Origin of the sequence: Bradyrhizobium sp. 482_C4_N1_8 (assembly GCF_052075965.1) — a bacterium.
Lineage (GTDB): Bacteria > Pseudomonadota > Alphaproteobacteria > Rhizobiales > Xanthobacteraceae > Bradyrhizobium > Bradyrhizobium barranii.
In genome coordinates, this window is record NZ_CP197231.1 from 6,531,070 (window position 1) to 6,543,654 (window position 12,585).

Consider the following 12,585-nt stretch of genomic DNA (forward strand, 5'->3'; position numbering starts at 1 on the left):
GTAATGATAAGTTCCGTTGTTAGTTAAACCTCTGCTCTGGCTGCGATCTCCCGCTGTGGCCGAACGGAATTCCTCTCCGGCAGCCGCTTCACAACCTGAAAGACTGTACCGATGACCGCAATTCTCGGCCTCAACCTCAACCATCCCGATGCCTCCGCGGCGCTCATCATCGATGGCAAGGTGGTCGCAGCTTCGGCCGAGGAGCGCTTCGGCAAACGCATCAAGCATGACCCGTCCTTCCCGCTGCAGGCGATCCAATCGGTTCTTGCCATGGGCGGCATATCGTCGAAGGATCTGGATTTCATCGCGGTCGCGCGCGATCCGTCGCAGAATCGCGCGGCCCAGGTCTCGTATGTATTGCGCAATCCGCTTTCGGGCGGCAAAGCGGCGCTTGAGCATATCCGGCGGGCCAAGGACGAGCTGAGCATCAGCGAGCAGGTCGCCGAGGCGTCCGGGCAGGCCCCGGACATGGTCAAGGCCAAAGTCGTCAACGTGGAGCATCATCTGTCCCACATTGCGAGCTCGTACTACTGCTCGCCGTTCGATGGGCTGACGGCCGGTTTCTCCTATGACGGCAGCGGCGATTTTACCAGCGCGATGGCGGCGCGCTGCGAGGGGACACGGATCGACGTGCTCGACCGCGTCAACCTGCCGAACAGCCTGGGCTTCTTCTACACGGCATGCTGTCAGTTCATCGGCTTCGCCGAATATGGCGAAGAGTACAAGGTCATGGGTCTCGCGCCATACGGCGTCGACAGCTTTGCGGACACGATGCGAGAACTCGTCCAAACGCGGCCCGATGGCTGGTTCAAGCTCGCCGAGGGCTTCTTTGGCATGCACCGCGGCGGCGAAAGCGGAAAGATGGACGAGCGAAATCACGTGGAAATGTTGCGCTTGTTCACCGACAAATGGATCGAGAAATTCGGTTCACCGCGCCAGCGCGGCGAGGAGCTGACGCAACGGGACAAGGACATCGCCCGCTCCTGTCAGGTCCGCTTCGAGGAAGTGGCGGTGCATTGCTTCAACAAGCTGCACGATCTGGTCCCGAGCAAACAGGTCGTTTATGCCGGAGGTTGCGCACTCAACGGCGTCATGAACGCACGCCTGTTGCGCGACACGCCCTTCCAGCAGGCATATATGCAGCCGGCCTCATCGGATGACGGTCTGTGTCTCGGTGCAGGCCTGTGGACATGGCACAATGTCGCGGGCGGACGAGAACGATTCCATATGACGCATTCCTATTGGGGGCCGGCTCACTCGGATGAGACGATGCGGCGCGCAGCAGAATCGGCCAAAACTCCCATGCGCGAACTATCGCCCGGCAACGTTCCGAAGGCGGTCGCATCCCTGTTGCACGCCGGGCTGGTGGTTGGCTGGTACCAGGGGCGATCCGAATGGGGCCCGCGCGCTCTTGGCAATCGCTCCATTCTCGCCGACCCGACCCGCGCCAACATGAAGGATGTGATCAACGCCAAGATCAAGCGAAGGGAGGGCTTCCGTCCCTTTGCTCCGACCATCTTGCAGCCGGCGGTATCGACCTATTTTGAACAGGATGTGTTCAGTCCCTTCATGATGCATGTCGTCAAGCTTCGCCCGGAATGGCGGGAAAGACTTCCCGCCATCACCCATGTCGACGGCACCGGACGGCTGCAAAGCATCGCGCGGGACACCAATCCACTCTACTACGACTTGATCCACAGCTTCGGCGAACTGTCCGGGATACCGATCGTGCTCAATACCAGCTTCAATGAGAACGAACCGATCGTCGACACACCCGAACAGGCCATGAGCTGCTTCCTTCGCACCGGTCTCGACGCCATCTGCCTTGGCAGGTACCTGGTTGTGAAAGGCGAGCATGCCAAGCTGTTGTCGGACGCGTAGGCCGCTGACGCCGTGAATTGGGGCGGTTGCGCCCCCCCTTTCGTTCTTCGGATCAGGATCTTCACGCCCAACCTTCGCGGCCGTGCGTCGGCCGCGGTCAGAACTGGAAGTAGATGAATTCGGCATGTCCAAAAATGCCGAACAGCACGATGTAATAAGCCAGCGCGACACCGGCAGCCGTTGGCAGCCAGCGCACCTCCCACAGTTCACGAAGGCGCTGCGGCCGAAACGACAGGTGGAAGTCGATCACGAACAGCAGTGCGAGCGAGACGGCGAGCATCACCAGTTCGCCGCTCGCGAGATCCAGCATCTTCAGGGTGAAATAGGAGATGGGACCGAAGTCGCCCAGGCTCCGCAGGGCGACGATCGCATTGGCGACGCTCGTCGACCGGAAGAAGACCCATCCCACGAGCACGACGGCTAGCATCCAGGCCCAGCCGAGCAGCAGACGAGCCGGCTCGCCGAGCCATGCTTCCGGTTTCGCAAGCCTGATAAAGGCTCGTTCGACAACCAGGCAGACCCCATGCAGCGTGCCCCAAGCGACGAAGTTCCACGCTGCACCGTGCCAGATACCACTGACCGCGAATACGATGATGAGATTGCGCGCGGTGGAGCCTTCGCTGCCGCGGCTTCCCCCGAGCGGAATGAACAGATAATCGCGGAACCAGGTCGACAGGGAGATATGCCAACGGCGCCAGAACTCGTTCAGGCTGGTGGCGAAATAAGGTTGCCCGAAATTGATCATGAGATCGAAGCCCATGATGCGTGCCACGCCACGCGCAATGTCCGAGTACCCCGAAAAATCGCAATAGATCTGGAGGGCGAAGAGCACCGCCGCGAGCAGTTGATAACTGCCGGAATACTGCGCCGGATTGGCGTAGATCCCGTTCACCACCGACGCGACCACGTCGGCGATGCACATCTTCTTGAACAGGCCATAGCCGACGAGCAACAGGCCCGCTGTGACATTTTGGTAGGAAAGCCGATGCGTGATCCGGAACTGCGGCAGCATGTGTGCCGCACGCTCGATCGGACCGGCGATCAGCTGCGGAAAGAAGCTCACATATTGGGCATAGGTGATAAAGTCGCGCTCAGCGGCAACCCGGCGATTGTACACGTCGAGCGTATAGCCGACCGACTGAAACGTGTAGAACGAAATGCCCAAAGGGAGCACCAGGCCGAGGGCATAATCCGGCACCACATACCCGAACAGCCCGACCACGCCGAGCACGTTCGAAATCAGGAAGTCCAGATATTTGACCGTTCCGAGTACGCCCAGGTTGATCGACAGCGCGATGATCAGCGCCGCCTTGCGTCCGCCATCGGTCCGAGCCCGCGCCATCATGAGTGCGGTCGTGTAATCCACGATCGTCGTCAATCCGAGCAGGAGTCCAAAGGAAGGGCGCCAGCTCATGTAGAATATGTAGCTGGCGATCAGCAGCACCAGCGGCTGGGTTCGCCCCGGCAACGAGAAGAACACCACCAGGAACGTTACGAAGAACGCCAGAAATTCGAAAGAGTTGAAGAGCATCAGTCGAATGCTCCGGTGGCCTTCAGCAATTTGGCCAGATCGGCCGTGTAGGCGCGCGCCCCGGCCGGATTCATGTGCTGCGGATCGGCAAAGAGCGCTGGCGGATACATGAAATAGTCCGGCCCAAACACCCGAATGAGGGGCCGATCCGAGATCATCATCGACCTGGCGTCGTCAGCGGCTGGCAGCGGAGCAGCCTCGCCAGCGCGGAAGAAGCCCGGAACAATCATGATCTGGAAGCCATACTGGCTCGCCAGCCGTTCGAGGTGATTACGAGAGTGAGACTTTTCAGGGATCATCCGTAGCTCAATACGTGCGGGATGATCGGTCGGCAGGGTGTAGTCATCCGGAAGGCGATCGCCCGGGTAATGGCTCTGCGACTTGATGAAGTACCAGCCCCGGTCGCGGAGCATTGCAGCGCGCTGGATCTCCACATCGCGGCGCGCGTCGGACAGTCGATCCAGATTCTGAAAAGCGAACAGCGCTGCTTCACGGGGCAAATTACGAAAAGGAAACAGCGTGCTTGCCAACAAATTATCGTTGCGCAGGATATCAGCAAAATTATCGGATGCGCCCTTGTCGTCCCAAGGGATCGTCAACAGCACGTGCGTGGGAACGTTGCCGGCTTCCAACGCGGCTTCCAGAATCGGTAGAAAGCGAACTTCGCCGGGCAGGCCAAGGTTATACGATCGGAAGCCGGATCCGACGGCCGCATCCAGGTCGGATGGACGCAACGCCGAGAGAAGCTTGCTGTTGCCGAAGACCATCACCCGATTGCGGTCCTGCGGACCGAACATCCGGCCCTTCACAAGCGTATCCAATTTTGCGTACGCAATGACGACCGAGCCCGGCCTGATAAAAGGCAGCATGGCGTAGGCGGTGTACAGCGAGAGCCACACCGCGCCGAACAACAGCCCGAAGACGACGACGGATTTGAACCACGGAGCGGCGATCGCGGCCGGCTCTTCTGCATTCACGGCCGATGCGGCCTCCGGAGATGGCAGAGGCGAGCGGACCGTGGCTGTAGCTCGTTCCGATATCTCTGAGCTCAGTGAAATCCGGTCAGAGAGTTGGCGCCGGCGAGGCTTGTACATATCCGACGGAACTCACGGGACAGAGCATTGGGACGATCGGGTGCCGTCGGTGGTGACGGGCCGTTCGCCGTGCCCGAACTGCAAGCGCGCGTGCGCCGGCGTGGTGCGTTCGGAAGCGGAGAACATGCAGCCCTGTTATCATTCTGTTATGTTCAGCCGAGGTCCTATCAAACGAACATTACAGTTTGACGATATCGAGGTCGCAGCACTCGATACATGCAGCGCATTGCCGAAGACGGTAACATTGAGTAGATAAACCGGCCGCTGGTCCGGGCTTCCCCGTCACATCGCGCGAGGGCCTGCGCAGGGAGGACGATTCAGGGCGCCGTAACGCACCGTCGCACAATTATCATCGTGCATGACAACGTCCCTCGCTGACCGAAAGCTGAACCATGTGTGGAATTGCTGGCGCCTTCGCATACCGTGCCGAGGCGCCCCCCATCGACAAAGCCGAGCTGCTGCGCGTGCGTGACGCGATGCTCGCGCGCGGTCCGGATGCCGCCGGCCTGTGGATGGCCGCCGACGGGCGCGTCGGCTTCGGACATCGCCGCCTGGCCATCATCGACCTGAGCGAGGGCGGCGCGCAGCCCATGCTTGACCCCGAAACCGGCAATTGGATCTGCTTCAACGGCGAGATCTACAATCACCAGCAGTTGCGCGCCCGGTTGCACCACGACGGCGTCGCGACGCGAACTCAATCGGACACCGAAGTGTTGCTCAAGCTCTACGCCCAGCGTGGCGAAGAGATGTTCTCCGACCTTCGCGGCATGTATGCCTTCGCAATCTGGGACGCGCGTCGGCGCGAGTTGCTGCTGGCCCGGGACCCGTTCGGCATCAAGCCTCTGTACGTGGCCGACGACGGCGCCACCATTCGCTTCGCGTCCCAGGTCAAGCCGTTGCTGCAAGCCCCGGTGGACCGGAGGCCCGAACCGGCGGGCCACGCCGGCTTCCTGCTGTGGGGGTCGGTACCCGAGCCATACACCCTGTACCGCGGCATCCGCGCGCTGCCGCCTGGGCACTGGCAGCGCTTCAGCGCCGCGGGCGCCGGACGGCCGGTCCGGTTTGCAAGCATCGTGGATGCGTTGGGTCGCCTGCCCACGGCCTCCGGCGCCCGCACCGACGACGCACTTGATCAGATCGCCGCAGCGGTCAGGGACAGCGTCGCCGCGCACATGGTGGCGGACGTGCCTGTTGGCGTCTTCCTTTCGGCGGGATTGGATTCAACCATGCTCGCGGCCTGTGCGGCGAGTGCCGGCGAGTTGCGCACGCTGACCCTGGGCTTCAACGAGTATGCCGACGGCCCCAACGACGAGGCCGGACTGGCCGACGAGGTCGCCGGCCTGCTCCACGCAAAGCATGCGCTGCATCGGATTTCAGCCCGCGACTTCGAGTGCGACCGGCAGCACCTGATCGACGCGATGGATCAACCCTCGATCGACGGCATCAACGTCTGGTTCGTCTCCAAGGCTGCGGCCGCGCAAGGCCTGAAGGTTGCAATCTCGGGGCTCGGCGGCGACGAGCTGTTCGGCTCTTACCCGAGCTTCCGGCAGGTACCGCGCCTGGTGAGCCTGATGCGGCGCGCACCGGTCGGCGCGCGAACCGGGCTGCTGCTGCGGCATCTGGCCCAACCTTTCGCCTCGGCACTGCCGTCGCCCAAATATGCGGGACTCGCCGAATACGGCCACAGCCTGTCGGGGGCATATCTGTTGCGGCGAGCACTCCACATGCCGTGGGAGCTCGCGCAGCTGATGGACCCGGCCATGGCCAGAGATGGCCTGGAGGAGCTCGCGACTATGAACCGCCTCGATGCCAGTACCGAGGGCCTGGAGAGCGACCGGCTGGCGGTCTCCGCTCTCGAGATGCAGTGGTACATGCGCAACCAGTTGCTGCGCGACGCCGACTGGGCGGGTATGGCGCATTCGCTCGAAATCCGCGTGCCCCTGGTCGATCTGCAACTGCTGCAACACTTCGTGGAACTTCCGGATTTCGATGCGAACAGCGAAAAGCGCACCATCGTCAGGCGCGTCGCGCCCGAATTGCCGGAAGGCGTGCTGAACCGGCCCAAGACCGGCTTTGCGGTGCCGATCCATCAGTGGCTCAATCCGGGCGCGAGCAGCGGCGTCACGCGGCATCGAGACTGGGCGATGACGCTGTATCGACATTTTGCCGCAGCCTGAGGAGACACCAGTGAGGCTGCTTCACGTCATTTCCTCCGCCGATCCCAGCAATGGCGGGCCCATCGAGGGCGTGCGCCAGCGCGGCTTGCGACTGCTGGAGATGGGCCATCAGGTCGAAGTAGCGTGTCTGGATGATCCCAGGGCGCCTCATCTGGAATCCTTTCCGTTACCCGTGCATGCACTCGGGCCGCCGCGCGGCAGCTATCATTTCTCGACGTCGCTCCAGCCATGGCTGCGCGCCCACGCCGGCGGTTATGACGCAGTCATTGTGAACGGTATCTGGCAGTACCACAGCTTTGCCGTTTGGCAGGTCATGCGCGAGCTGAGGCAGCCCTACGTCGTGTTCACGCACGGCATGCTTGATCCGTGGTTCAAGCAGAACTATCCGCTCAAGCATCTGAAGAAGTGCCTCTACTGGCCCTGGGCCGAATACCGGGTTCTGCGCGACGCTGCGGCTGTGCTGTTCACGAGCGAGGATGAGCGGTTGCTTGCGCGCCGCTCGTTTTGGCCCTACCGGGCGCAGGAGGTCGTGGTGTCCTACGGCACGCGATTGCCGCCGCAGGACGGATCCCCGCTACGAGAGGCTTTCCTTGCCGCCCATCCCGAGTTGCGCGGCAAGCGGGTGTTGCTCTTTCTCGGGCGGCTGCACGCCAAGAAGGGCTGCGATCTGCTTGTCGAGGCATTCGCCCACGTGGCGGCCGAGGAGCCTCGCCTGCATCTGCTGATGGCCGGGCCGGACCAGACCGGCTGGGTCGCTCAGCTCAAGGCCCGGACCCGCGCCTTGGGCGTGGCCGATCGCATCTCATGGCCCGGCATGTTGCAGGGCGACGCCAAATGGGGCGCGTTCCACAGCAGCGAGGCCTTCGTGCTGCCCTCCCATCAAGAGAACTTCGGCATCTCGGTCGCCGAGGCCCTGGGTTGCGGCCTGTCCGTGCTGATTTCTGACAAGGTCAATATATGGCGCGAGGTTCAAGCGGCCGGCGCAGGTCTAGTCGCCGAAGATTCGCTGCCGGGCACACTCAAAAACCTGCGCGCATGGCTGGCCATGTCTCCGGAAGACCGGGCGGCCATGGGCCGACGGACCCACGACCTGTTCGCGGATCGGTTCAGTGTTGACCGGATGGCGACGGCACTGATCGATGTCGTGCGTGCGGTGCAAGCCTCTCCGCGCTCGTGACGCGAGAACCCGGTATTTGGCGAAGTTCGGACGACCGGATCGAGGTCTGAGTTCGTCGATGACCCCGCCGTAGCATGTCGCGATCTTTCGTCATCTGGAACGTGTGACCCGGACCGCCGCCGCGCCATAACCGGCAGCGACAATGCAGCCTCGCAACAACCTGCGACGCTTGGCCTCGCCGCCGCGATCCGCGTCCTGGCCTGATCTCGGACTGCCGCCCGTGCGGAGCCAGGCTTCTCATCGCCGTATGTTGCACCGATCGACTTAATTCCCGGGATCGCCGTGCCACGCCGCCCCTTGTTACTTGTCGTATCGTTATTACGATAACGTCACACAAGAAATGATATCAGACCTAACAATACGCAGGAGGGCGCACGCCGCTGTCGGTCCTATCCAGGATCGTCTCGGACTCGGCTTCACCCCCAAGACACGCTCCCGCCTGCAGGCGCCACGACCGAACCCGTAACCGGATCGGCGGGCTGGGATTTGTCGCGGCCGGTCGAAGCCCCTTTCGCTTCGACCGAAAATGAGGACGGTCATGCGGGTGTTGGTGATAGGGATAAATTATGCTCCCGATCTGATCGGCGTGGCGAAATACAACACCGAATTCTGCGAGAGTCTCGCCAGTTGGGGTCACGAGGTTCGCGTCGTCACGGCCCCGCCCTATTACCCCGACTGGAGCATCCCACCGGGATATCGTTCGAGATGGTATCGCCATCAACGTCTGAACGATGTGGACGTCATTCGGGCGCCGATCTACGTGCCGAGCCGGCCCTCGGGTCTCAAGCGACTGCTTCACCACACCTCCTTCATGCTTTCGGCAGCCGTTCCCGTTCTGTCGAGCGCGCTCTGGTGGCGCCCCGATATCGTCTTCGTGGTGGCGCCATCCCTGCTTTCCGCGCCCATGGCGGCATTGGCCGCCAGGATGACCGGCGCATCCTCCTGGGTTCATGTTCAGGACCTCGAAGTCGACGCAGCCTTCGAGGTCGGGCTGCTCCGCAGCGGCGTCACGCGCAAGCTGATGCGTACGGTCGAACGATGGATACTGCGTTCATTCGACCGTGTTTCGACCATCTCGATACAGATGGTACGCCGCCTCGAGCACAAGGGCATCGTGCCTACCAGACTACGCGAGTTCCGGAACTGGATCGATACCAGCATCGTCGTGCCGGGAAGCAATCAAACGCAGCTCCGCTCGGAGCTGCAGCTGGCGCCGACCGATATCGTGGCGCTCTACTCGGGAGCCATGTCGAACAAGCAGGGGCTTGAGCTGATCATCGAAGCCGCCGCAGCATTGAAGGACAGCCAGCCCTCGGTAAAGTTCGTTCTCTGCGGAAATGGCCCGGTCAAACCGGCATTGGTGCAAATGGCTGCCGGTCTGCACAACGTCCGCTTCCTTGATCTCCAGCCGCTCGATCGGGTCTCGGAGCTGCTCAGCACCGCCGACATTCAGCTCTTGCCGCAAAAGGCCGAGATATCCGACCTGGTTCTGCCGTCCAAGCTGGCCGGCATGCTCGCATCCGGCCGACCGCTCATCGCGATGACCGAGCCTGGTACGGGGATCGCGTCCGAGGTGGAAGGTGCTGGCCTCGTCATCGCTCCGGGCGACGCTGGCGCGCTTGCCGCGGCTGTCACGATTCTGGCCGAAGACGAGGCACTGCGGGATCGCCTCGGTGCCGTCGCGCGCGCACGCGCCGAACAGAAATGGGATCGCATCTCGATCATCCGTTCGCTCGAACACGAATTCATGTCCCTTCCGCAACGGACCGCCACACCTGCTCCGCGCACCGCGCCATTGGCGACGCCGGTTCGCTCGATCGAACATGTCACGACGGGCAGCCGCCGCCGGCCAGAGACGTCAGGGTGGCCGCCCTCAAGAGAGCCCTTGCGTCCGCGAGCCAGGGGCGTCGGCTCTGAACACTAGCAAGACTGGACGGGGATCAGTACCGATGACTTCCGCGCTGCCCAAAGGAGAAAGCATCTCCGCTCGGATGGAATCCGTTGAGGGCCATTCAACAGGCTTCGACTACCTCAGGATACTTCTCTCTACGGCCGTCCTCTTCATCCACAGCAAGACGTTTACGCTCGGCGCAGATGTCCAGACCTTCAAGTCGCTGGTTGACTCGACGGTCCGCGTCGGCATGTTTTCCATGGCGCAGCCCCCGATCTACCAGCCAATTCTCTGGGCAGTGGTGCCGGCTTTCTTCGCCCTTAGCGGATTCCTTGTTTCAGGAAGTCTGCATCGTTCAAAGACGACAATCGGCTTTCTGTTGCTGAGAGTGCTGCGTATTATCCCGGCGCTTTGTGTCGAGTCGCTTCTCGCAATGCTGGTGCTCGGTCCGCTCGTGACCAGCTTCACCTTGGCCGCGTATTTCAGTGATCCCCTGTTTCGGGCATATCCTCTCAATATCATCGGCGATATCCAATATTATCTGCCTGGTGTCTTTCTCAACAACCCTGTGCCGCGGGTCGTGAATCTGCAGCTCTGGACCATTCCGGCGGAGATGTACTGCTACGCAATCCTCGCTACCCTGCTCGTCCTGCAGCTCGCACACCTGCGCCGGACCGTTCCGCTCGTCACCGTGGCGACGTTCATCTGCTTGCTGGGAATGCAGGCACTGGGAATTCATGCGCCGGCGGACTGGTCTGCAGGCGACGGGAGAGTGCAGATCGAGACTCTCGTCCTCGCGTTCTTGATCGGCGTGTCCTTGTTCGAGCTCAAGGACAAGGTTCCGCTGCGAGCTGACCTTTTCGCTCTTTCGGTCGTGCTTTCCTACGCCCTGCTCTGGGGAGGAGCGCTGCAATATCTGGCGATGATCCCGATCGCCTACGCCACCGTCTTCGTCGGACTTTCCAACTTCCGCGAGACGTTCGTCAATCGGACGGGCGACTATTCCTACGGAGTGTACCTGTATGGACTACCGGTACAGCAGCTCCTCGTCTACCTCTTTCCTGAGAACCGGAACTGGCTGCTCAGCTTTGCCATGGCTTATGTCCTCAGCCTGGTGTTCGCGGCGCTGTCCTGGCATCTCGTCGAATCGAAGGTCCTGGCGAAGAAGAGGGTTATCGTCGCTGCTGCCGAAAATTTCCTGAGGCCTTTGTCATTCCGGTTGCCATGGGGGCCTGCAGCCAAGCCAGTCTCCGCTCCCCCCATCGCGATGGTGCCGAAACCGGCCGACTTGAGCTGATATCACAGGACTACAAGATCGGGGCTCGGCCGTCCAGGCTCGTCCCTCAGGGACGCAGATAGCGATATCCGACATAGAGCCCAACCAGATTCAAGACGACCTCTCCCGCCACGAAAGCATAGACACCAAGCATCGAAACCAGCAAGTAACTGACCAGCATTCCCGCCGCCGAGCCGATCGCCAGAGCTCCGGCGGCGAGGCCATACGCGCCCGTCGCAGCCAGGGCTTGCATCATCATCAGCAACAGCGACATCGTGAATATCGTCGGCGCGAAGCCGGCGATGACAATCGCAGCCCGGTGCAAGCCAAAATCCGGCACCTGCGCAGCGATGCCGGCGACGACTGTAACCCCGACTGCAAACGTCGCCGCGCAATAGAGCGCCATTCTCTGCGCCCCGAGCATATTGCCGAGGCTCTGCTTTCCGGCTGCCGACAGTTTCTCGACGAGGCTTGGGAATTCCACCCTCAGCACGAACCCTACGATCTGGGTCGATGCCGTCACGATCTGCTTGGCGTACACGAAAAGGGCGGTCGTCTCGGCGCTGAGATAGACCGTGCTCAATACCAACTGAACGCGCATGTTGACCTGCCCCGGCAAGATCTGGAACGACAGGGCACAGCCGTCCGTCAGTGCCCTTGTCAGGCCCGCACGTGTCACCCTGTGAAATCGCGGGTACCAGCCCTTGCGCGCCAGCGTCGTCCATTGCGCGATCAACGTCACGAGATAGCCTATGGAAAAGGCGCCGCCCAGGATCGCGCCTGCTGCGGCAGCCAACTTGTGGGCCGCCAAGGCGAGGCCGGCGGCGGTGGCCAGGTAAGCCACCGATCCCGTGATTCCGCTGATGCCACTAAGTCTCAGGCCGTCGAGCAGACCAACCCCGTTGACGGCCCACAGCAGCAATCCGGGGAGCGCAAGGGCGACGTACCATCGCGAAAACTCGTCAGACGAGAGTCGCCAGACATACAGGGCTGCAGCGACACCGACGATCAAGGCCACCGTGATCCTTATCGCGCTCGTCTCGCAGAATATCCGCCATACCTCGCCGCTTGCCTCTCGACCGCTCGGCAAGCGGGCGACTGCCCGGGCGAGTGTCGTACTCGCACCGGCATCAACGAGGACGATGCCCAGAATGGCAAAGGAATAATGCGTGCCGAATGCGGCGAGAAGTTCGTACTCGCCTGCGGCTACGAGTACGGTCTGGACGATGAATATCGCCCCTTGACCGAGGCCGAACCCGGCGACCAGCAGCCCGATGTTGGCAATCTGCCTCCATTGGCCATGGACGGCTCTGACCCACCCGGCGGCGCGCATTTGTGCAAGCCGGTATCGAGACGCCGCAGGGCTCCGCGTTCCATCCGAGGCGTTGGAGCTCGCGACACTTGTTTCAAGCATGATGTTTTCCGGGGCGGGCGTCGTTACCTGAACCTACGGCTGGCAGCGCCGATGTAGACCAATGTTACACTAATTGATACCTCGCATAACCGGTCCGACGACAGCTCGCGGATCATCGCATAGCTCGCCGCTAACTTCGCCGAT

Annotated in this window: 8 protein-coding genes; 5 read left to right on the top strand and 3 right to left on the bottom strand. The window is 61.9% G+C overall.

Annotation, left to right across the window (positions count from 1 at the left end):
* Window positions 1-111: 111 nt before the first annotated feature.
* Window positions 112-1,881, top strand: a complete 1,770-nt coding sequence (locus AB7Z56_RS31135; RefSeq protein WP_231144456.1) for a carbamoyltransferase family protein — start codon at window positions 112-114, stop codon at window positions 1,879-1,881.
* Window positions 1,882-1,978: 97 nt separating this feature from the next.
* On the opposite strand, the gene AB7Z56_RS31140 is transcribed toward AB7Z56_RS31135, so the two are convergent.
* The gene (locus tag AB7Z56_RS31140; RefSeq protein WP_166351439.1) at window positions 1,979-3,364 is read right to left on the bottom strand and encodes an MBOAT family O-acyltransferase; all 1,386 of its coding nucleotides are present in this window, start codon (window positions 3,362-3,364) and stop codon (window positions 1,979-1,981) included.
* A gap of 47 nt (window positions 3,365-3,411) precedes the next feature.
* On the bottom strand, window positions 3,412-4,389 hold the full coding sequence (locus AB7Z56_RS31145) for a hypothetical protein (RefSeq protein WP_231144454.1): 978 nt from the start codon (window positions 4,387-4,389) through the stop codon (window positions 3,412-3,414).
* A 509-nt stretch (window positions 4,390-4,898) separates the two neighbouring features.
* Here AB7Z56_RS31145 and asnB point away from each other — a divergent pair.
* From asnB to AB7Z56_RS31165, 4 genes are all read left to right on the top strand, one after another.
* Window positions 4,899-6,683, top strand: coding sequence for an asparagine synthase (glutamine-hydrolyzing) (gene asnB, locus AB7Z56_RS31150; RefSeq protein WP_231144453.1), 1,785 nt, complete (start codon window positions 4,899-4,901; stop codon window positions 6,681-6,683).
* A gap of 10 nt (window positions 6,684-6,693) precedes the next feature.
* The gene (locus AB7Z56_RS31155) at window positions 6,694-7,860 is read left to right on the top strand and encodes a glycosyltransferase (RefSeq protein ID WP_283018555.1); all 1,167 of its coding nucleotides are present in this window, start codon (window positions 6,694-6,696) and stop codon (window positions 7,858-7,860) included.
* A gap of 538 nt (window positions 7,861-8,398) precedes the next feature.
* Window positions 8,399-9,784 carry a glycosyltransferase WbuB gene (locus tag AB7Z56_RS31160; protein ID WP_283018554.1) on the top strand — a complete coding sequence of 462 codons (1,386 nt, stop codon included), beginning with the start codon at window positions 8,399-8,401 and terminating at the stop codon, window positions 9,782-9,784.
* Between the two features lie 25 nt (window positions 9,785-9,809).
* Window positions 9,810-11,048, top strand: a complete 1,239-nt coding sequence (locus AB7Z56_RS31165; RefSeq protein WP_231144450.1) for an acyltransferase family protein — start codon at window positions 9,810-9,812, stop codon at window positions 11,046-11,048.
* Window positions 11,049-11,094: 46 nt separating this feature from the next.
* On the opposite strand, the gene AB7Z56_RS31170 is transcribed toward AB7Z56_RS31165, so the two are convergent.
* Window positions 11,095-12,441 (bottom strand): hypothetical protein, encoded by a 1,347-nt coding sequence (locus tag AB7Z56_RS31170; protein ID WP_354233013.1) that lies wholly within the window; start codon window positions 12,439-12,441, stop codon window positions 11,095-11,097.
* Window positions 12,442-12,585 lie beyond the last annotated feature (144 nt).

Excerpts from the sequence above, each read along its gene's own strand:
- AB7Z56_RS31135 (WP_231144456.1), top strand. The coding sequence starts at position 112 with ATGACCGCAATTCTCGGCCTCAACCTCAACCATCCCGATGCCTCCGCG.
- asnB (WP_231144453.1), top strand. The coding sequence starts at position 4,899 with ATGTGTGGAATTGCTGGCGCCTTCGCATACCGTGCCGAGGCGCCCCCC.
- AB7Z56_RS31160 (WP_283018554.1), top strand. The coding sequence starts at position 8,399 with ATGCGGGTGTTGGTGATAGGGATAAATTATGCTCCCGATCTGATCGGC.
- AB7Z56_RS31165 (WP_231144450.1), top strand. The coding sequence starts at position 9,810 with ATGACTTCCGCGCTGCCCAAAGGAGAAAGCATCTCCGCTCGGATGGAA.
- AB7Z56_RS31170 (WP_354233013.1), bottom strand. The coding sequence starts at position 12,441 with ATGCTTGAAACAAGTGTCGCGAGCTCCAACGCCTCGGATGGAACGCGG.